Source organism: Arthrobacter endolithicus (assembly GCF_026627425.1).
GTDB lineage: Bacteria > Actinomycetota > Actinomycetes > Actinomycetales > Micrococcaceae > Arthrobacter_M.
This window is the reverse complement of record NZ_JAPNLH010000010.1, coordinates 21763-42574: the sequence shown is the minus strand read 5'-3', so window position 1 is coordinate 42574 and position 20812 is coordinate 21763. Positions and strand designations below refer to the sequence as shown.

The window sequence follows — 20812 nt, the reverse complement described above, 5'->3', positions numbered from 1 at the left end:
CGCTTTACAACGCGCCGGTTCACGCAGGTGCGCCCAAAACACAGAGTCCATCGCCACAACACAGAGCCCACTCGGGGCCGCACAATAAAGGAGAATCCTCATGATTACGACAGAACAGATTCAGGACCTGCTCGGCAGCGGTGGCACCGTGGTCGGCGGCGAAGGGGAAAAGATCGGCAAAATCGGCCAGGTCTACCTGGATGACGAAACCGGAAAGCCCGAATGGGTTACTACCAAGACCGGAATGTTCGGCGGTTCCGAGACCTTCATTCCGTTGGCCGAAGCAACCCTTGACGGTGACACCATCAGGGTCCCCTACGACAAGGACAAGGTCAAAAACGCTCCCCGCATGGACGACGCCGAAGGACACCTGAGCAAGGATCAGGAAGCGGCCCTCTATGAGTACTACAGCATGGCCTATACGGAACGGACCTCGGATTCCGGACTTCCGGCCGGCGGTGCTCCGGCCCAGGGACAGCGCCAGGATCGCGGCGGCGAGCCCGGCGTTCAGGGGCGCGACACCTCCGGCCCCACCACCGATGACGCGATGACACGTTCGGAGGAGCGCTTGAATATCGGGACGGAAAAAGTCGAGTCCGGGAGGGTCCGGCTGCGCAAGTACGTGGTCACGGAAAACGTCTCCCAGACGGTACCGGTCAGCCATGAGGAGGTCCGGATCGAACGCGAGCCCATCACCGAGGCCAACCGTGGAGCTGCGACTTCCGGTCCGGACATCAGCGAAGAGGAGCACGAGGTCACGCTCCACGCAGAACGGCCGGTTGTGGAGAAGGAAACGGTTCCGGTGGAACGGGTCCGGCTCGGCACCGAAACCGTGACAGAGAATCATGAAGTGAACGAGGAAGTCCGCAAGGAACAAATCGACACCGACGCCGGCACCGACGCCACCAAGGGCGGCGAGGGCAGAAATCGCTGAAGCATTGTCCCGCCCACGGGACGGGCAGGACGCCAACACTGAACGTATACCCTCAATAATTCCTTGGGAAACCAGTCTGACCTCCCCGACCAGGTCGACACAGACAAGGATTCGGGCCTGCTGAGCAAGTTAGGTATCAATCCCCAGGATCTGATGGGCAAACTCCACGGTGGTCTGGCGGTTAAGAGACACCTGCTCATCCGAGGTCCATTTCATCGTCCCTAGGCCTCGGACGATGCCCGCCCCCGCTCCCCTTTATGGGAGCGGGGGCGTGCACGTCGGGGAACACAGGCAGGGCGAAGGAACACAGCCACGGCGAGTCAGTCACTGCTCCCTCTTCGAGATTCCCGGCCTACGAAGGGGTGGTCCTCCAGATACCGCGGCTTACAGGCAAAGAACGCGCCGCTGACCAACAGCAGCAACGTCGCGAAGAGGAAGAGAAACGGAACAAGCCAGCTCCCCGTTCCCTGATGCAGCAGGCCGAAGAAGAGCGGCCCGGTACAGGCGAGGGCATAGCCGGCGCCCTGGCTGAACCCGGAGAGCGCCCCGGCACCGGTCCTGGTTCTGGTGCGGTGGTTAATCAGCAGCAGGGACAGCGGGAAGGTCCCCGGCCCCAGGCCCGCAAGCACTACCCACAGCCAGGTTCCGGACGCCGGAGACAGGAGCAGCCCGAGATAGCCGCCGATGAAGCAAGCCAGAAACACCAGCACCATGGGGAAGGGATTCTTCAGCCGGGAGGCCACCAGCGGTACCAATAGGCTCAACGGCAGGCCGACGGCGGCAAACAAGGCCAGCATGCTGCCCGCCTCCGATCTGCCGAGCCCCGCGTCGGTCAGGATTGAGGGAAGCCAGGCGAAGAGGGAGTAAGTATTTAACGACGTGCAGCCGAACATCAGCGTCAGCCCGAGGGCCAGGGGCGAGCGCCACGGGCGTATCTTGATGGTTTGTGCCTTGGCCGCTTCCGGGACAGGCGCTTTCGGCGCCGCCACAGCCACGCCCATCGCGGCCCGACCAGCAGCGTCTTCGGCCGCCGCGGTACCCGGTGCCGACCGTCCACGGCTTCGGGAACCGATTAACATGAAGAACCACGGCACGGCCGCCAGCATGTTAACGCCGGCCCATAGCGCCAGCGAAGTCTGCCATCCCGCGGCGTCTGCTACCGGGACCGCCAGCTGGGCAGGCAAGGCCGTGCCCGCACTGAGGACGGTGACATACAGTGCGGTCATCAGACCGATCCGGTCCGGAAAGTATTGTTTGACCAGCGGCGGCAGCAACACGTTTCCGGCGCCCAGGCCCGCAAGTGCGATCACGGAAAACAGCAGGAACAGCCCGGTGTTCGGGACCAGCACCCGGCAGATTTGCCCGACGACGGCAACCAGCATCGCGATGACGGTGAGCCGTTCCAGGCTCGCCCACTTAATGACGTAGGGGGTCAGGAAGCCGAAGACTGCGAAGGCCGCCGTGGGCAGCATGCCCAGTACGCCGACCACCGACGGGTCCAGCGGGAGATCGTGATTGATCGTCGAGATCAGCGGTGGCACGACCGTCACGGTGGTGCGAAGGGTCAGCGCGACCAGGAGTATGCCGGCCACCACCAGCCAGCGGGAGCGAATTCCTTTTTTTACCACGCCTTAGACGTTACCGGGAAATACCGGGCACAGGAGCTGTGCGTCCGCCCTTGAAGAGGTGCGATGCGCCACGCGCAAGTCCCGAGACGCCGCCGTCGGACGCGTTTTCCGTTGCACCGCCCGCACCTGATAAGCTATTTAAGTCCTGCAGGTGACACGCCGTCACCTTGCCTTCGTAGCTCAGGGGATAGAGCGTCCGCCTCCGGAGCGGAAGGTCGTAGGTTCGAATCCTATCGAGGGCACCACAGAAGTCCCAGTCAGCATGCCCCGCCAGTTCACCGAATTGGCGGGGTTTTTTGCGCCCCGCCCCAACTAGGTAGAACTTGTGGCTCTCAAAACGCGGAATGAGTGCGCTATCTGCTACTTAGTTTGGTCAAGGGTCAGGTTGGGGATCGGGTCGGAGGCTGGGTCATCAACTGGCGGAGACGGCCGATAAACTGGAGGCATAATGACTTTGACTATCCAGTACCCGCCCGAGCTGCCGGTCTCGGAGCGCCGCGAGGATCTCATGGCCGCCATCGCCGCCAATCAGGTCACCATTATCGCCGGGGAAACCGGGTCGGGAAAGACCACGCAGATCCCCAAGATGTGTCTGGAACTGGGGCTTGCGGAGAAGGGGCTGATCGGCCATACGCAGCCGCGTCGGCTCGCCGCGCGGACAGTTGCGGAGCGGATCGCGAGCGAACTCGACGTCGAATTGGGCGCCGAGGTAGGTTTTCAGGTCCGTTTCACCGGCCATGTCGGCCCGCAGACGAAGATCAAGCTGATGACGGATGGGATCCTGCTGGCAGAGATCCAGCGCGACCGGCTGCTGCGCCGCTATTCGACCCTGATCATCGATGAGGCGCACGAGCGCAGCCTGAACATCGATCTCATCCTGGGCTATCTCAAGCAGATTCTGCCCAAACGGCCGGATCTGAAGGTCGTCATCACCTCCGCCACGATTGATCCGCAGCGCTTCGCGGCGCACTTCGCCACCGCGGCGGGTCCGGCTCCGATCGTCGAGGTGTCCGGGCGCACCTACCCGGTGGAAATCCGGTACCGCCCGCTGAGCGGTCCGGCGATGGAGGATGACGACGGCGACGCCACCGATGAGGGCACCAGTGAGGACCGCGACCCGCTGGACGCCGTCTGTGACGCAGTGGATGAACTGGCCAAGGAGACACCGGGCGATGTCCTGATTTTCTTTTCCGGCGAACGCGAGATCCGCGATGCGGCCGAGGCCCTACGCGGCCGGGCCAAATCAGCCCCGCTGAACTCCGGGTTGCGGGAGACGGAGATCCTGCCGCTCTTTGCCCGCCTTTCCCTCGCCGAGCAGCATGCGGTCTTCACGCCGGGGAAAGGTGCCAAGGCCCGACGCCGGATTGTGCTGGCCACGAACGTGGCAGAAACTTCCCTGACGGTCCCCGGCATTAAGTACGTCATCGATCCCGGCACGGCGCGGATCTCACGCTATTCGCACCGCACCAAGGTCCAGCGGCTGCCGATTGAAAAGGTCTCGCAGGCCTCGGCGAACCAGCGTTCGGGCCGGTGCGGCCGTGTTTCCGACGGCATCTGCATCCGGCTGTACTCGGAGGAAGATTTCGCCAGCCGGCGCGAATTCACCGACCCGGAGATTTTGCGCACCAACCTCGCAGCGGTCATTTTGCAGATGACCTCCATGGGGGTTGCCCAAGGCCCTAAGGACGTAGCGGATTTCCCCTTCGTGGAACCGCCGGATTCGAAGGCCATTGCCGACGGCGTCACCTTGTTGCGCGAGCTCGGCGCCGTCACCGCCCAGGGCGCCATTACCGCCGTCGGCCGTCAGCTCGCACAGCTACCGGTGGATCCCCGGCTGGGACGGATGATTGTGGAGGCCGGAAAGCGCGGCTGTGCACGCGAGGTGATGATTCTCGCCGCCGCACTGACCATCCAGGATCCGCGGGAGCGCCCGCAGGCCGAGAGTGGAAAGCAGCAGCTGGCCGCCGAAAAGCACAAGCGGTTTACCGACGAAATCTCCGACTTCACGGGTTTTCTAAACCTCTGGCGCTATCTGCAGGCGAAGCAGGAGGAGCTTTCCTCCACAGCCTTCCGCCGGCTTTGTAAGGCCGAGTTCATCAATTTCCTGCGCGTGCGCGAATGGCAGGATCTCTTTGCCCAATTGCGCCAGCTGGCCAAACCTCTCGGGATTGCGCTGGCCCCAGGTGAGGTGGACGCCGTGGGACAGCACACCGAAATCCACATCAGCCTGCTGGCCGGACTGCTCAGCCACATAGGTCTCTACGATCCGCGCAAACGCGAATACGCCGGCGCCCGCGGCTCCCGTTTCGCCATCTTCCCTGGCTCCGCGCTGTTCAAGAAGTCCCCGGACTGGGTGATGGCTGCCGAGCTGGTGGAAACCTCACGTCTGTGGGCCCGCGTTGCCGCGAAGTTTGACCCGCTCTGGGCCGAGCAGGTGGCGCCTGATTTAGTCAAGCGCAGCTTCAGCGAGCCGCACTGGTCCAAGAAAATGGGCTCCGTCATGGCGTACGAGAAGGTGACGCTCTACGGCATCCCGATCGTCCCGCAGCGCCGGATCAACTACGGCCGCATCGATGCCGAACTCAGCCGGGAACTGTTCATCCGGCATGCGCTGGTGGAGGGGGATTGGAACACGCATCATAAGTTCTTCCATCGGAATCAGGCGCTGCTGGCCGAGGTTGAAGAGCTGGAAACACGGATGCGCCGCCGGGACCTGCGCGTGGATGACGAGACCCTGTTCGTCTTTTATGATGAGCGGGTCGGGTCCGAGGTGGTCTCCGAACGGCACTTTGACAAGTGGTGGAAAGCCACCCGCCAGGAGCACCCCACGCTGCTGGACTTCGATCCTGGCGTGCTGCTGGCCGACGACGCCGCCGGCCTTGACGAGGGAGCCTTCCCTCAGGTCTGGCACCAGGGCGGCTTCGACTTCCCGCTCTCCTACGAGTTCCATCCCACCGCTCCCGGCTCGGCCCCCAATCCTTCCGACGGCGTGACCGCTCGGGTACCGGTGTTGTTCCTGAACCAGCTCACCGAGGCACCTTTCCGCTGGCAGATCCCCGGACTCCGTGCGGAACTGGTCACGGCGCTGATCAAGTCCCTGCCCAAGCAGATCAGAAAGAATTTCATCCCTGCTCCGGACGTTGCACGGGCCGTCACCGCAGCCCTCGCGGCGGATTTCGACCCCGCGACCGATGCCCTCGAGTCGTCCCTCGAACTGGTGCTGCGTCGGCTCAAAGGCCACCTCATCCCGCCCGGATCCTGGAACTGGGAGGCGGTTCCGACTCATCTGCGGATGACGTTCCAAGTGGTGGACCGCAACGGCAGAATCCTCGATGAAGGCACCGATCTGGTCCGGCTGCAGGACGAACTGGCCGGTGCCACGCGCCGCGCCATCGCGGAGTCCCTGGGTGCGACGCCCAAAACGACGCAGCGCAAGTCCGTGGAACGCCCAGATTCCCGGCGCGGCGAAGGGGGTCCGTCGCCATCCGCCGGTGCCGCCGGTGCCGCCGGTGCCGCCGGTACCGCTATTCAGGAGCGCTCCGGGCTGACCGACTGGTCTGTCGGCACCGTGCCACGTGAGGTCAAGCGGCTCGTGGCCGGCCACACCGTCACCGGCTACCCTGCCCTGGTGGATGAAGGAACCGGCGTGGGTCTGCGTATTTTCCAGACCGAACCGGAGCAGCTCACGGCCATGCGCGGTGGCGTCATCAAGCTGCTGGCCCAACGGGTCCCCTCCCCCGACAGGTACGTGCTGGAGCACCTGAGCAACAATGAAAAACTCACCTTCACGCAGAACCCGCACGGCAGCGTCGCGTCCCTGATTGCCGACTGCACACTCGCCGCGGTGGACAAACTGACTCCCGAGTCGCTCCCCTGGTCGTCCGCAGAATACGATGCTCTCTACGAGGTGGTACGCGCGGAACTGATCGACACGGTATTCACTGTTACAGCCGTCGTCGAACGCATTTTGGCCAGCGCGCGCCGGATTGAGAAGGCGCTGAAGGGGACCACCAGTCTTGCCCTGATTTCCGCCCTCAACGATATTAAGGCCCAGCTGGAGTTGCTGGTCTATCCCGGATTCGTGGCGCGCACCGGGTACGCACAGCTGGCCATGCTCCCGCGGTATCTGAACGCCATTGAACGCCGTCTCGAAAGACTTCCCACCAACGTCCAGCGCGACGGGTTGAATATGGCGGTGGTCCAGCGCCTGGAAGATGAGTACGACGACGCCGTGTCGGCTATGCTGCCCGGCCGTCATCAGCGGCCGGACGCCGCCCTTGTACACGTTCGCTGGATGATCGAGGAGCTACGGGTGAGCCTGTTTGCCGTCGAGCTCGGCACGGCCTACCCGGTGTCGGAAAAGCGCATCCGGCTGGCACTGAATAAGGCCCTGGCGCCAGCGTGAGGACGCCGCGCGTGCAGATTAAGATACCACCGATTGTCCTGACCGCCGGTTCCGTGCGGCTGCGCCGGCTCGGATGTCCGGATTCGGGGTTTACGGACGCACAGCTGGAACAGGACGCACAGCTGGAACAGGACGCACAGCTGGAACAGGCTCTCTCTTCGTGCCCGGACGTGGTGACCTGGACGTACTACCCGGCGCACCTGACCCAGGAGCAGGCTTGCGCACGAATCGTGCGGTCCGCAGAGTCGGCCGCATCCGGGATCAGCGCCCGGTACGTGCTGGAGCACAACGGAGCCGCCGTAGGAACGGCGGGGATCAAAAACAGCGACGACGCTCCCGAAATCTTCTATGCGCTGCTGCCCATCGGGCGTGGGCAAGGCACTGCGACGGCCGCGGTCAACCTCTTGACCGGCTGGGCGCTGAAATCCGGCGCGCCGTACGTAGCGTTATGGACACAGGACGGTAACCATGCCAGCGAGCGGGTTGCCGAACGCGCCGGTTTCCGCTGCGCGGAAGTGCCCAGTGTGGACCTGTTCAGCGCGGCAGCCGGAAACGGAGTCAGCGCGGCAGCCGGAAACGGAGTCAGCGCGGCAGCTGTGGAAGATTTCCCCGGTCCGCGACTGTGGACCAGGTTCCCCGACTAGATCCCACGGGCCCCGGGAAGGGCTGGGTGAAGCGCACCCCCACTCCGGTCACCCTGCCGGGACGAACTCTCCGTGCCCGGCGGCGCGCAACGCCGCCCGCAGCTTCTGCGCGCTCAGATCCATCACTGCCGGGTCCGGAGAATTATCCACCCGGCTGAAATCGAAGTCCGCCATCGAGCGGGTCGGGAAAACATGCAGATGCAGGTGTTCCACCTCGAAGCCGGCAATGACCAGCCCGGCCCGCTCCACCTCGAATGCCTGCACCTGTGCCTGCCCGATCAGCTGCGCCACGGCAGTCAGCCGAGCCATCAGCGCTGCCGGGGCATCCGTCCAACGGTCGATTTCCTCCCGCGGCACCACTAGGGTGTGCCCGTCGGTGAGCGGGCCGATGGTCAGGAATGCCACCAGGTCCTCGTCTTTCCAGACGAAGCGGCCGGGAATTTCGCCTGCGATGATGCGGCTGAACAACGTTGCCATGCTGCGTCCTTAGAGGGTTGAGGTGTCCAGGACGAACCGGTACTGCACATCGCCGGCCACCATGCGGTCATATGCCTCGTCCAGCTGGCCTGCACTGACCATCTCGATAGTGGAAACCACATTGTGCTTGGCGCAGAAATCCAACATTTCCTGGGTTTCAGCAATCCCGCCGATCAGCGATCCGCTGTAGGACAGGCGCTTGCGGATCAGCTGCCCGGGATCCACCGCAGGCATCGCCCCGGCCGGCAATCCCAGCTGGACCAGTGAGCCGTCACGCTTAAGCGTGCGCAAATACGGATTCAAATCGTGCACGGCGGCGACAGTGTCGATAATGACGTTGACGGAATCATTCGCCGCTTCCAGCTGCTGCGCGTCGCTGGAAACGACCACCGTATCGGCACCCAAAGCGCGGGCGGCCCCCTCCTTGGCCGGCGAGCTGGTGAAGACGGTTACCCGCGCCCCCATCGCCTTCGCAATCTTCACGGCCATGTGTCCAAGGCCGCCGAGCCCGATCACGCCAACTGTGTCGCCCTTGTCGACGTTCAGGCGTCGCAGCGGCGAGTAAGTGGTGATGCCGGCGCACAGCAACGGGGCGACGGCGGCGGGGTCCAGGTTACCGGGCACGCGCAGCACATAGCTCTGGTCCACCACAATGCTCTGTGAGTACCCGCCCTGCGTGATTACCGACCCGTGCCGCTTATCCACGGCCCCATAGGTACCGATCATGCCCCGTTCGCAGTACTGCTCGAACCCTTTGAGGCAGCTGTCACATTCACGGCACGAGTCGACCATGCAGCCAACCCCTACGGCGTCTCCGGGAGCAAAGGAGCTGACCTTCGAACCGACAGCACTGACAGTGCCCACGATTTCATGCCCCGGCGTCAGAGAATAGGTGTTGGAACCCCATTCGCCCCGGACCGAATGCACATCGGAGTGGCAAAGGCCGCAGAAGTCGATGGAAATTTCCACATCGGTGGGACCGGGTTCACGCCGGTCCAGGGCCGTGGCGGCAAAACCACTGGTGGGAGAATCGGATGCATAGGCCTTAGTTATACTCATCCGTTTACTTTATCGCGGGATTCTGGGAGCTGCCGGTCCACCACCTGGGCGCCGGCTGCTGGCCCGGTGGCTACGGGCAGTTCCGGGTGATTGGACCAGGCAGAGAAGGATCCGGGAAAGAGCGCTGCCCGAATGCCCGCGACTTCCAGGGCCGCGATTTCGTGTGCAGCCGTGATCCCGGAACCGCAGTAAACGGCAACGGCAGACGACGGCGTGACGCCCAATGCGGCGAACCGCACGGTCAGCTCCGCGGCCGGAAGGAAGCGGTTGTCAGCTGCCAGATTGGCTGACGTCGGGGCGCTCAGCGCTCCCGGAACATGACCAGCCCGCGGATCCATGGGTTCCGTCTCGCCCCGGTACCGCTCACCGGCCCGGGCATCGAGCAGGATGCCCGATGACGGCCACCGACGCACGTCGTCAAGCCCCGTTACAGCTGTGTCCGCGCCCACCGTTGGCATCCGGCCCGAGGCGAGCTGGACGTCGCCTCTGGGTGGCCTCTCGTCGCCGTCGGCTATCGGATAGTCTGCGGCACGCCAGGCACCCAAACCGCCGTCCAGCAGCGCTACCCGGTCAAAGCCGCCGTCGCGCAGCAGCCACCACAAGCGCGCCGCAGCCATGTTGCCGCCGTCGTCGTATGCCACCACCGTGTCCCCGGTATTGATCCCCCAGCCTCGCGCTGCCTCCGTGAGGGCGGCCGGCTCCGGCAGCGGGTGCCTGCCCTGCTGCGCGGTGCCATGCCCGGCAAGCTCCGTTTCCAGATCCACAAAAACCGCACCCGGGATATGCCCGCGGGTATAGGATTCGTGGCCATGCGGACCCCCCAGCGTCCAGCGGACGTCCAGCAGCACCGTCCTCGCGCCGGCCTGCATCCGTTCCCACAGCGCGGCTGCATCGATCAGGGTCTTCACGGCGTCTCCCTTCATCATCACTTAGAGCCAGTTCTTGCGTTTAAACACCGTATACAGGAGTACTGACAGCGCAAGCATCACGACCACGGCCACCGCCACTCCCCATTGCGTGCCGACGCCCGGATATGGCACATTCATGCCATAGAAACCAGTGATCGCCGTGGGGACCGCAACAATGGCAGCCCAGCTGGTCACTTTTTTCATGATGATGTTCATGTTGTTGCTTTGAATGGTCAGGTAGGTCTGCAGCACGTTGTTGACCATGTCGCGGGCCGATTCGGTCCAGTCCACCGCACGGAGCACGTGATCATAGACGTCCTGGAAATACGGCAGCAATTCCGTGTTGACTGCGCCCTGAGCATTCTGCGGGGCGGATGCGTGGCGCAGCACGGCGCTGAGCACCTCCCGCATGGGTACCAGCACCCGGCGCAGAACAGTCAGCTCCTTGTGCAGCCGAAAGCTGCGCAATTGGATGTCCTGTGGGCGGCGGGCAAAAAGCAGCGAGCCCAGATCATCGGCAGAGCCGTCAAGGGCCTCTGCCGCCTCAAGCTGCCGGTCCACCAGGTAGTCCAGCAGGCTGTACACCAAAAATCCTGATCCTCTGTGGCAAATATCGGCATTTTGGTCCGCGCGGGTTAAAACCTCTTCGGCGTCAAACCCACCGCCGCCGGGCACCACCACCACCATATTGTCGGTAATGAAAGCGGAAACTTCGGTGGTTCGCAGCCGCAGGTCGGCGGCCTGGCCGGGGTCACCATCCGGGTCCTCCCCCGCGTCCTCATCCGGACCACGTCCCAGCGCCGAAGGCGACGCTGCGCCTGCATTTTTGCGGGATTCCCCGTCCTCGCAGGCCTCGCGGGGCTCCCCGTCCTCCCGGACCGCGCGAACCTCGGTGGCGTACGCGTTAAGGAAGAACCGGTCCCCGTACGTCTCCAATTTGGGCCGCTGCCGCGCCCCCAGCACGTCCTCAACGGCCAGTTTGTGGAAGCCCAACTGATCCCGCAGCGCCTCGATCGTCTCCGGATCTGGGGAATCCAGATCAACCCAGATCGTCGCGTTCTGGTCCTTTGCAAGCCAGCCAAGCTGATCCACCTTAACCTTTTCATTCGTAACCCGGCCGTTGCGGTACACCCTGATTCGTAGCATTGCCTTACTCTAGCCAGCATTCAGCAGCCCACAGTGGGTTGCCGGCTGCCGCTCGGCTGCCCCGCCCGTACCATGCCCGTGCCCAGCCCGTGCCTAGCCTGTGCCCCGCCCGTGCCCCGCCCGGGCCTCAATACCGGCCGCTAAACACGCCCGTGCCTTGAAGTCTGGCTCGAAGGCCGTGCAGGAAAAAGTGTGCAATAAGCTGGCCAGTATGTATACCGTCAGCGATACTTCCGCGCGCGCCTGGGCGGATGACGCCCTCCGCCGCATTATGGCCGAAAACAACCGCTCCGCCGATACACACCTTTACGCGGTACCCTTGCCGGAGTCTTGGGGCGTTCAGCTCTACCTCAAAGATGAGTCAACGCATCATTCCGGCAGCCTCAAGCACCGCCTGGCCCGCTCCCTGTTCCTGTTTGGCCTGGTCAACGGCTGGATCCAAGAGGGAACCACCATCGTGGAGGCAAGTTCCGGCAGCACCGCCGTCTCCGAGGCCTATTTCGCGCGGATGCTGGGCCTGCCCTTTATCGCCGTCATGGCGAGCACCACCAGCCCGGAGAAGACCGCCCTGATCGAGCAATCCGGAGGCCGCTGCCACTTCGTGGAGCGTGCCGACCAGGTCTACAGCGTCGCTGCCGGACTGGCCGCCGAGTGTGGTGGCCACTACATGGACCAATTCACCTACGCGGAACGGGCCACCGACTGGCGCGGCAACAATAACATCGCGGAATCCATCTTCGGCCAGCTTGCCCTGGAGGAGCATCCGGTCCCGCGCTGGATCGTTGTCGGCGCCGGCACCGGGGGCACCAGCGCCACCGTCGGGCGCTACCTGCGCTACAGCCGCCACGCAACATCGCTGGCAGTCGTTGATCCGGAGAACTCCGCGTTCTACCCCGCGTGGAAGACCGGCGACGCCCAGCACACCACCGGGATGCCCTCCCGCATTGAAGGCATCGGCAGGTCCCGGATGGAACCGAGCTTTGTCCCCTCAGTGATCGACCACATGATCCAGGTCCCGGACGCCGCATCGGTCGCCGCCATGGTGCACCTGCGCAAGCTCACCGGTCTATTCGCCGGTCCCTCGACCGGGACCAATCTCTGGGGCGTCTGGCAGCTGATCGCCCAGATGATCGCCAACGGCGAGCGCGGCAGCGTCGTGTCCCTGATGTGCGACGGCGGCGAACGGTATGCAGGCAGCTACAACAATCCCGAGTGGCTGGCAGAGAAAGGTCTTGAACCCGGCGCCCACACCGCCACCATCGAACGCTTCTTCAAAACCGGCCGTTGGGATGACTGACGGACTCCCTGTCACCCCGTGTCGTTCCTCGGTTCTCCACTTCGCGCATCCTGTCCCGCACTCCCCCGGAAACTAGTGGTTTTTTGGCAGTCAACAGAGACTGTTGGAATGAGGGTCCTGACATTCTCTTGGCCGCCGGTTCGAGTCCGGCCCGGGGCACCCAACATGCCGCTGACCTTCGGTTTTACTGTTTCCACCAGTGACGCGTAAGTAGCCAAATCACGTTTTACTCACGTTTTTGAACGAAAAGTTGGTCACGTTTTTGCCCTGTGCAGGGCCAATTAAAAGGCCGGTTGGGGTCACGATTTTCAACTGGTGGGCAGGAAATCCGCGGTAATCCGCCGTTTTCCCGGGACCGAACTGTTTGGGGGCCGTGGCTGTCAACTATTGGCCCTCCGATCGTCCTAGCTCGCGGCACTGAGAACCTTGAGTGAGCCGGAATTCTGTTTGCAATACTGCAGGAAGAACCTCCGCGGAAGCGTTGGCCCCACCTCACGTCATTCGACAGTTATTCCTCACACCAGCCCAACGAACCGCGTCGCCATGCCCAGGGCAGCAGCCCGGGGGTAAGGAGAGTTCAGCGGGGCGTTAGTGAATCGCTTTCAGGAATGGTTCGATCCGCCGCTCTCCCGTCGGGGTGCCGACGGCATCGACTTTCAGTGATTCGAGGAAGAACCTTGTGAGATTGCTCAGGCGCAAAGAACTTCGATCGGCCGCCCATTGGAGTGGTCGCACGATCGCCGGCCGGAGGCGCAGAATGCGCTGACGGCGACCTGCGACCCTGAACGCAAGTTCTGCAAGTTCGCGGTAGCTGAGGATGTCGGGGCCGCCGACGTCCCAGCTCATCGACGGTTCGCCAAGATGTTCGACGATGAATTCGGCGAGATCAGCGCCATGGATGGGGTTGATTTTCGCGGTGCCGTCGCCGAGGGTGAATCCGAACCCTCGCCTCGCCATAAGCAGGAAATCGGTAACATCCGAGAAGTAACCGGAGGGGTTGACGATCTGAGCTGCTACACGGCTGCGGCACAGCGTTTCCGAGAATGCGTGCTTGGAACGCATGGTCAGGGACGTGCCGCTCTCGCAGTGCAAGACGTTGACGTAGAGGAAGGATGCTGCCCCGTGGCGCTCTGCGTCCTCGAGTAAACGCAGGTTGCCGAGGAAGTCGATATCCCACGGACTCGCGTTCTGCCGGGTGACTCCCAGAGCGGAGACGACGCGGTCGGCGCCCTGGCAGGCATCCATGAGCGTCGAGGAATCCGTGTAGTCAACGATTCTCCACTCGGCAACATGGCCACGCAACGACGGCGCACCGAACGCACCCTTGGCTTCCGCCCGATCCCTCGAACGGACCAGCGCACGCACCCGATAACCTCGCAAGTCCAGCGCCTCGACGACATGTCGTCCGACGTAGCCGGTGGCACCCGCAACAACGATCGTCTCGCTCATAGATCTCACCTTTCACGTATCAACTGGTGCGCGATTTAATTCTGCGCTTCAGGAAATGGCTCGTCCATCCACCGACTTCCTCTTCACCCCTATGGCCAACACTGGATGGGACACTGAAACTAATCTGGTGTGCTGAAGTCTCGCATCGGTGGTGTTCCACAAGGGAACCTCTACCGGGCTGCAAGGCGGATACGGACCGGTGAGTGTGGGTGAAAGCTTGAGAGGGTGGAACTCTAGTGCGCCGGTCAGAGTATTGCGGTCAGTACTCCGCCGTCAGCGCGCACGGCAGTTCCGTTTGTCGCGGAGGAGAGGGGGCTTGAGAGATACACGGCGAGGTTCGCGATTTCGGCGGGCTCGATGAAGCGCTCAAGGAGAGATGTCTGATTGCCACCAATGATCATTGCTTTCATCTCATCCGCTGACATTCGCTGCGACTCCGCAATGTCATGGATGGTACCGGCAACGCCGTCGGAGTAGGTCGGGCCGCCGAGGATCGTGTTGACCGTCACATCGGTTCCACGGGTGAGTTTGGCGAGACCGTTGCTCAAGGCGAGCATCCCTGCTTTCGTCACGCCGTAGTGCGTCATGTCAGCGGGTACGTTTACGCCTGATTCGCTGCCTACGAAAATGATCCGACCCCAGCCAGCATCGATCATCCCGGGTAGTAGCTCTCTGGAGAGCCGGACTCCGCTCATCACGTTTACCGCGAAATAACGAGACCAGTCATCGTCAGATATTTCAGTGAAGGGCTTTAGCCCGAAGAGACCGACGTTATTGACAAGGATGTCGACGGCCCCGAGCGTGCTGAGCAGGCTCTGCACCGCTGAGGCGTCTGTGAAGTCCGCCGCAATGCCGGTAACTACTCCGCCAGATACTTCGGCTTGAAGGTTCTTCACCGATTGCTGTAGGCGGCTGGCGTCGCGGCCGTTGATTACCACCTCGGCCCCTTCTTGGAGGAGCGCCTTTGCGATCGAGTACCCAATCCCTTGCGTTGACCCGCTTATAAAGGCGCGTTTGGTTGACAGCTGCATGTCCATGGTCGTTTTAACCTCTCATTATTACTTGCTCAGTCAAGTAAGAATAGTCAAAGTTGTTTGCCCAGTCAAGTAAACAGGTAACCTGTATACATGACTTATTCCAGCGTCCCAAACCTCCTCAAGGGAGATAACCTCACGTCGTGGGCAGCTCTTGCGACGGTATTGGAATGGCTGCCTGCCGCACTCGATGCGCCTTTGGTTCGTGATTTCGACCTCACGCACTTCGAGTACGGAATCCTCTTCGCCTTGGCTGACGCGCCGAACCAGACGCTGGGGATGACTGTCCTGGCCGGCTATGCCAATAGCTCGCTTTCTAGGCTCTCTCGAGCAGTATCGCGGATTGAGGGTCGCGGTTGGGTGCAGCGCAGTCGTGACCCATTGGATGGGCGGTCGACCTTGGCCTCCCTGACCGAGGCCGGGCTTGCGATGGTCGAAAAGGCCACTCCCGTGCATTCTCGGACCGTCACGAAATTAGTCTTAGAGCCTCTCACGACCGCCCAACGGGGTCAGCTGCGCGATATCAGTCTTCGGATCCAACACGCGATTCGGGAGCAGGAGAGTTGGCGGACAATAAGCACCCACTCTTCCGACACTGACTAACCTCGATATTTCATCGGCACGGGCACGGGTCGCTGGATCTCGAAAATATAAATAAGTTCTGCCGGAACGCCATTGCATTAAGGCTTGAGACCATGTCCATGCTTAAATGAAGCCAAAAACCTGATGCATGTTGGAGAAGAAGAACTCAAATGCATATCGAATCACCTTAAAATAGGTGTTGCTTCGATCGATAGAATCCCGCGGACCCTATATGGGACGGATCTTGCCACGGTTTCAGTCGTTGGGCACGGTAGGATCGATCCCTGTCAGCGAGTACGGTCCCAGACGAAACTGCTCGGGCTCCGGTTGCACCGGCAGCTCTGGGGCTCACCCGCACCTGACAATCGAAAATTTAGCCGATTTGGATGCGTTCGTCGCCGAGCTCGACTTCGATGCGCAACGTGCCACCGATGGCTTCAACATATTTGCGCAGCGTGTCGACCTGGGCACCGTCGACGTCACCGTGCTCAATCCGGGACACCCGGTTCTGCGTGACCTGCAGACGACCGGCGAGCTGGACCTGCGTCAGCTCGAATGCCTCGCGCAGTTCACGCAGGCGGTAGGCGCGGACTTCATCGAGCATGCGCTTCTTATGTTCCTCCACGACCACCCGGTCAACGGGACGCTTCGCCAGCATCTCCTCCATGGACATTGCCATCACGGTTCTCCCTTCAAAGTATTCAAGTGGCCGTCGAATAGGTCATCAGCGATCGGAATGTTTTTCATGTACCACTTTGACCAGTTCCCGGCCTTGTCCCCGGCCACGAGCAAGATCGCCTGGCGCTGCGGATCAAAGGCAAACAACACCCGCAGCTCCGACCGGCCACTGGACCCTGGCCGTAGTTCCTTCATGTTCTTGTGTCGCGACCGCACCACCGTGTCCACCAAAGGTCGGCCAAGCTGCGGCCCGCGCCAACACCTAAGGCATATAACTCAAGGGTTGTAACAAGCCGGTGCCCTCCTCGACTTGTTGGACCCCTAGCAAACCAAACGCTCGCACTTTCTCGTGTCCCGCAGTCATTCAAAGGTTCGCAGTTTGGCTCAGGAAAATCATCCATATTCAGGCCCGGAGAGATGGATAGTTAGCGCAAATAGCCACCAATTTAAGGTAGGTAATGCTCCAATCGCCTAACAAAAGGTCACCCATTTGCAAGTTTCACAACCGCAGCTGGCCGTTTGCCGGCCGGACCAAAATCACCCCCCGAACAACGAAGTGCATTGACACACGACATCCGTCATTTCACACCCGGTGGCATGCCGTCCACGATGTCGACGAACCTGCAAACGCCATCAAACGGCAGCTCCGGCGCTACGCTGAAGAGCCTCGTCACGTTTTACTCACGTTTTTGAACGAAAACCAACGCCAATTGTTGGCATGCCAAAGGGACCCCGTCGTCCTGGAATCCCCCCGAAAGTACACGGTTTTTTACGGACAACGAAGACTGTTGGCATGAGAGTCCTGAGTTTCTCTTGGTCGTGGGTCCACTTCCGCCCGAAGCACAACCTGCCACCTCGATGTACCCGCGCGCCTGAGCCTACGGGTACGAAACCACGCCATGACTTTCGCGTCCCAGACCGCCTGGCTGCGCGTGGCCAGGCCCTCCCCCGTGCAGTCGCCAAGCCTAGCGGCTGCTCACCTGCCCGAACTGCTTCGCGATTGGCGCGAGCAGGAGCGGGCGGGCGGCATACCACCCAGCCGCAGTGATAGCGATTGCGGCCGCGAAGAGCCAGAACCCCACCCAGTTCACCAGGTCGGTGCCGCCGAACATGTGGTTCAAGTTGCGCAGTGCACCCGTGGCAAAGACCAGGAACACGTGGATGAGGATGAACAGCACGAAAAACAACATTGTCGGAAAATGAATCGCGCGCGCGACCTCCACCGGGTAGATCTTATTCACCGTCTTCGCGTTCTTCGGCCAGAACTCGCTCATGCGCACACCCGTGATCGCCGCGAGCGGGGCCGCAATGAAGACCACGATGAAGTACATAATCTGCTGCAGGCTGTTGTAGTTCACCCAGCCGCTCTCCACGGGCCAGTCCAGCGTCATGTATTGCAGGAGCGCGGAGAGCGCGTTCGGAACCGCCTCCCAACTGGTCGGTACGATTCGTATCCAGTGACCGGATGCGAACAACAGCAGCACAAAGATGAATCCGGTGACCAACCACAGAATGTCCAGCGACTGATGCAGCCACAGGTTGATGCTGATTTTCTTGCCACCGCGCTTCGGCGTCCAGAACGCTGGCGGCTTCTGCTGACTGCGCACCTGATAGCCGGAGCGGATTATAAGCACGATCAGAAAGATGTTCATGAAATGTGCCCACTGCGCCCACCATGGGAAGCCGGACTGGGTCGTATCGGGCAGCTGATACGACCCTGGGTACCGCTGGAGGAACTCTGGCACGCCCGGCAGTGTCGTCACACCCCGCGCGGCGAGCACAAGAATCCCTGCTGCAGCGACAGCGCCGACCGCGAGCAGCGCGACCAACTTGATCCACTGGGTCACGGTCCGCGAACGGTAGAGCTTCGCCTCGGCTGTGGCCTTCGCTGGCATGTCTGTGACAACCGCTTTGGCAGGAGCCAGTGCTGGAGGCACGACGGCGGCACGCAGTGCGGGTGCCTCACTCACCACAGCCGGTGCTTCGGGAGCGGCAAAAGCTGGCACCGCGGCTTCGGACATCACCGCAGAAGGCGCTGCAGCAACAGCTTCAGTGGCTGCCTGGGCAAGAGACGCTGGCATAACCGCGGGCGTGAATCCTTCCGGCGGCCACGGTCCGCCACCGGCGGTACGGGGAAGCCCGCGGCGAAGCGGGACGCTTCCCATTGTCTGTGTGGTGGGTGGCGTCATTGGAGCCGCCGCAGGTGCCGTCGTTGCAGACACGGATGCGGTGGTTGGAGCCGCCGCAAGTGCCGTCGTTGCAGACCCGGATTGCGCAGGAACACCTGGATTTGGGGTTGGCGTTGCTGCTGAGGCCGGCGATTCCGGCAGAGTCAGTAATACCGACACCTCACCCGCTGGCGGCCAAGGCTCTCCGCCCGGCACGCGGGGCAGGCCCCGGCGAAGCTGCAGCGTCAGCCTGACGCTTTCGTTCACCGTCGGCGCGGACACCGCCGCGGCGGGTACCGTCTCCTGACTGGCAGCAGGGGCGGGCTCAACGGTGGCGGTAGCAGCAGCAACCGGGGCGGAAGCAGCAGCAGCGGTTGGCGCAGCGGGGGCAGAGGGTGGCCCGTCAGCTACCGGTACCACCCTGGAATCAGCCGCCGACGGGTTTCCCGCCTCTTCCGCGACAATGCGTGCGGGCGCCTGGCCTGCTGCAGGCCAGGGGGCACCGCCCTCGACGCGCGGCAGGCCCCGCCGAACCGATGGAGATAGAGGTACCATCACTGCTTCTTCCGAGCCTCGAGTGCGCTGATCAGCTGGGGTACCACCTTGAAGAGATCGCCGACCACACCAAAGTCGGCGATCTCAAAGATCGGTGCGTCGGCATCCTTGTTGACGGCGACGATCATCTTCGAGGTCTGCATGCCGGCCCGATGCTGGATCGCACCGGAGATGCCCAGCGCGACATACAACTGTGATGATACGGAAACCCCGGTCTGGCCGACCTGATGCGACTGCGGGACGTAGCCCGCATCCACCGCGGCACGCGAGGCGCCAACGGCAGCGCCGAGTGTATCGGCGAGCTGTCCAACGAGTGCGAACTGTTCCTCCGACCCGAAGCCTCGGCCACCTGCGACAACCTTCGCGGCACCACGCAGTTCCGGCCGCGAGGAGGCTCCGACTTCCTCCTCGAAGGAGTCGATCCGTGCAGCCGGCTTCTCGGAGGGCGTCACTGCCAGGGTCTCTGATTCCTCGGGCTGAGCCGTGGCACGGGCATCGATGGAGCCCTAGCGAACGGTTATCACCGGCGCCCCAAACGTGGATGTCGACGTGACGTTGTAGGCACCGCCGTAGACGGAGTGGTGTGCCACGACGCCCTCTTCATCACGCGCCAGCCCGATCGCATCGGCACAAATCGCTGCACGTGACCGAGCAGCGTAACGGCCAGCAAGGTCGCGCCCGTCCAAAGAATGTGAAATCAGGATCGCGTCTGGCCGGACCCGCTCCACAGCGGCGGTAAGCGCATCAACGCTCGGCACGCCGAGGACTGAAGGATCGGCAGTCTCGGCGATAAGTACGCGCGCAGCACCAAGGACAGCGACCTTCGCGGCGGCGGCGGTTCCGGCGCCGGGTGGGGCTAGTACCAGGGCAACCGGCGTGCCAACTGCAGCGGCAGCACCGAGGAGTCCGGCCGCAGCCTTCTCGAGCCCACCGGAGCCTTGGACTTCTACGACAACCAGGATTGCATCACGAGGGAATTCAGTCATGTCGTTGCCCCTTACGCCAGTCGGTTCTCTACCAGGAAGTCAGCGAGCTTTTCGCCAGCATCACCCTCGTCAATGATCTTCACGCCCGCCGCACGCGGGGGCTTCTCTGCAACCGTGAGCATGATCGAACTCGCCGCCTCCGGATCGTCGGCGATGATCCCTAGGTCTGAGAGGGTAAGCACCTCAAGGGGCTTCTTCTTTGCGGCCATGATTCCCTTGAAGTTCGGGAAGCGCCCGCTGGGAAGCGCCTCGGTTATGGAGATCACTGCGGGCAGGTTCGCTGATACCTGCTGCACGCCGGATTCAACCGGCCTGGAGCCAGAAACCACGCCGTCGCTGATTTCTACCGAGCTGAGACCGGTAGCATGCGGTACGTCGAGCAATTCCGCAAGCATCGCGGGAATCATGCCGCCGGATCCATCGGTGGAGACGTTGCCGGTGATCACAAGGTCAAAGTCGTGGCGGCGAATCGCTGCGGCGAGGGTTCCAGCCGTCAGCCCAAGGTCCGCTCCCCTAAGCCCCTGGTCCGAGACGTGGATAGCGCACCCCGCGCCCATCGCAAGCCCCTTGCGTATCGTTGGCGTTGCACTCTCTGGGGCCAAGGTGAGAATTGCGACCTCGGTACCCTCGTTTGCGTCGGCGTACGTGAGTGCCAGCTCCAAAGCTCGCTCACCAATTTCATCAACGACTGCCTCGCTGGCTTCTCGATCGGCGAGGCCTGTTTCGAGGTTCAGCTTTCGGTCCCCGTACGTGTCGGGGACCACTTTTACAAGGACGACAATCTTCATAGATGGCTCTTCCTGTGGCGGGCATGTCTCCCTAAAGGAGACATCCAGAATCCCCATCGAGTCTACGGAAGTGC

Annotated in this window: 17 protein-coding genes, 1 tRNA gene and 1 pseudogene; 7 read left to right on the top strand and 12 right to left on the bottom strand. The window is 62.5% G+C overall.

Going from position 1 to position 20812, the window contains the following annotated elements; genetic code table 11:
* Positions 1–100 precede the first annotated feature (100 nt).
* Entirely contained in the window at positions 101–934 is an 834-nt protein-coding gene (locus OS914_RS10465) for a PRC and DUF2382 domain-containing protein (RefSeq protein ID WP_267546008.1), read from the top strand.
* A gap of 320 nt (positions 935–1254) precedes the next feature.
* Here OS914_RS10465 and OS914_RS10460 read toward each other — a convergent pair whose 3' ends face one another.
* Positions 1255–2562: an MFS transporter gene (locus tag OS914_RS10460; RefSeq protein WP_267546007.1), complete on the bottom strand. Its 1308-nt coding sequence runs from the start codon at positions 2560–2562 to the stop codon at positions 1255–1257.
* 169 nt (positions 2563–2731) lie between these two features.
* Here OS914_RS10460 and OS914_RS10455 point away from each other — a divergent pair.
* From OS914_RS10455 to OS914_RS10445, 3 genes are all read left to right on the top strand, one after another.
* Positions 2732–2807, top strand: a tRNA-Arg gene (locus OS914_RS10455).
* Positions 2808–3010: 203 nt separating this feature from the next.
* The gene (gene hrpA / locus OS914_RS10450; RefSeq protein ID WP_267546006.1) at positions 3011–6967 is read left to right on the top strand and encodes an ATP-dependent RNA helicase HrpA; all 3957 of its coding nucleotides are present in this window, start codon (positions 3011–3013) and stop codon (positions 6965–6967) included.
* Positions 6968–6978: 11 nt separating this feature from the next.
* Positions 6979–7611, top strand: coding sequence for a GNAT family N-acetyltransferase (locus tag OS914_RS10445; RefSeq protein WP_267546005.1), 633 nt, complete (start codon positions 6979–6981; stop codon positions 7609–7611).
* A gap of 48 nt (positions 7612–7659) precedes the next feature.
* Here the strand turns inward: OS914_RS10445 and OS914_RS10440 are convergent, their stop codons facing one another.
* The 4 genes from OS914_RS10440 to OS914_RS10425 are packed head-to-tail and all read right to left on the bottom strand — an operon-like array spanning position 7660 to position 11201.
* On the bottom strand, positions 7660–8088 hold the full coding sequence (locus OS914_RS10440) for an HIT family protein (protein WP_267546004.1): 429 nt from the start codon (positions 8086–8088) through the stop codon (positions 7660–7662).
* Between the two features lie 9 nt (positions 8089–8097).
* Positions 8098–9147, bottom strand: a complete 1050-nt coding sequence (locus OS914_RS10435; RefSeq protein WP_267546003.1) for an NAD(P)-dependent alcohol dehydrogenase — start codon at positions 9145–9147, stop codon at positions 8098–8100.
* The gene (locus tag OS914_RS10430) at positions 9144–10055 is read right to left on the bottom strand and encodes a sulfurtransferase (RefSeq protein WP_267546002.1); all 912 of its coding nucleotides are present in this window, start codon (positions 10053–10055) and stop codon (positions 9144–9146) included. The genes OS914_RS10435 and OS914_RS10430 overlap by 4 nt, the downstream gene beginning before the upstream one ends.
* Positions 10056–10076: 21 nt before the next feature.
* Positions 10077–11201 carry a magnesium transporter CorA family protein gene (locus OS914_RS10425; RefSeq protein ID WP_267546001.1) on the bottom strand — a complete coding sequence of 375 codons (1125 nt, stop codon included), beginning with the start codon at positions 11199–11201 and terminating at the stop codon, positions 10077–10079.
* Between the two features lie 211 nt (positions 11202–11412).
* Between OS914_RS10425 and OS914_RS10420 the strand changes: the two genes are divergently transcribed.
* Positions 11413–12498, top strand: coding sequence for a PLP-dependent cysteine synthase family protein (locus OS914_RS10420; protein ID WP_267546000.1), 1086 nt, complete (start codon positions 11413–11415; stop codon positions 12496–12498).
* A 588-nt stretch (positions 12499–13086) separates the two neighbouring features.
* Here OS914_RS10420 and OS914_RS10415 read toward each other — a convergent pair.
* Both OS914_RS10415 and OS914_RS10410 read right to left on the bottom strand, forming a co-directional pair.
* Entirely contained in the window at positions 13087–13947 is an 861-nt protein-coding gene (locus tag OS914_RS10415; protein ID WP_267545999.1) for an SDR family oxidoreductase, read from the bottom strand.
* A 245-nt stretch (positions 13948–14192) separates the two neighbouring features.
* Positions 14193–14984: an SDR family NAD(P)-dependent oxidoreductase gene (locus tag OS914_RS10410; protein WP_267545998.1), complete on the bottom strand. Its 792-nt coding sequence runs from the start codon at positions 14982–14984 to the stop codon at positions 14193–14195.
* A 90-nt stretch (positions 14985–15074) separates the two neighbouring features.
* Here OS914_RS10410 and OS914_RS10405 point away from each other — a divergent pair, with 90 nt between their 5' ends.
* Positions 15075–15584 carry a MarR family winged helix-turn-helix transcriptional regulator gene (locus OS914_RS10405; RefSeq protein WP_267545997.1) on the top strand — a complete coding sequence of 170 codons (510 nt, stop codon included), beginning with the start codon at positions 15075–15077 and terminating at the stop codon, positions 15582–15584.
* 352 nt (positions 15585–15936) lie between these two features.
* Here OS914_RS10405 and OS914_RS10400 read toward each other — a convergent pair whose 3' ends face one another.
* The 3 genes from OS914_RS10400 to OS914_RS10390 all read right to left on the bottom strand — a co-directional run bounded on the left by OS914_RS10400 (position 15937) and on the right by OS914_RS10390 (position 18262).
* Positions 15937–16242, bottom strand: coding sequence for an XRE family transcriptional regulator (locus OS914_RS10400; protein ID WP_267545996.1), 306 nt, complete (start codon positions 16240–16242; stop codon positions 15937–15939).
* Positions 16242–16514 carry a type II toxin-antitoxin system RelE/ParE family toxin gene (locus OS914_RS10395; RefSeq protein WP_267546102.1) on the bottom strand — a complete coding sequence of 91 codons (273 nt, stop codon included), beginning with the start codon at positions 16512–16514 and terminating at the stop codon, positions 16242–16244. Before OS914_RS10395 ends, OS914_RS10400 begins: the two co-directional genes overlap by 1 nt.
* A gap of 692 nt (positions 16515–17206) precedes the next feature.
* A complete protein-coding gene (locus OS914_RS10390) occupies positions 17207–18262 on the bottom strand; it encodes a cytochrome b/b6 domain-containing protein (protein ID WP_267545995.1) in 1056 nt (351 codons plus the stop codon).
* 154 nt (positions 18263–18416) lie between these two features.
* Between OS914_RS10390 and OS914_RS10385 the strand changes: the two genes are divergently transcribed.
* Positions 18417–18716 carry a hypothetical protein gene (locus OS914_RS10385; protein ID WP_267545994.1) on the top strand — a complete coding sequence of 100 codons (300 nt, stop codon included), beginning with the start codon at positions 18417–18419 and terminating at the stop codon, positions 18714–18716.
* A gap of 247 nt (positions 18717–18963) precedes the next feature.
* Here OS914_RS10385 and OS914_RS10380 read toward each other — a convergent pair.
* Together OS914_RS10380 and OS914_RS10375 are read right to left on the bottom strand one after the other, a co-directional pair.
* Positions 18964–19950, bottom strand: a pseudogene (locus OS914_RS10380) (electron transfer flavoprotein subunit alpha/FixB family protein).
* An 11-nt stretch (positions 19951–19961) separates the two neighbouring features.
* Positions 19962–20738, bottom strand: a complete 777-nt coding sequence (locus tag OS914_RS10375; protein WP_267545993.1) for an electron transfer flavoprotein subunit beta/FixA family protein — start codon at positions 20736–20738, stop codon at positions 19962–19964.
* Positions 20739–20812 lie beyond the last annotated feature (74 nt).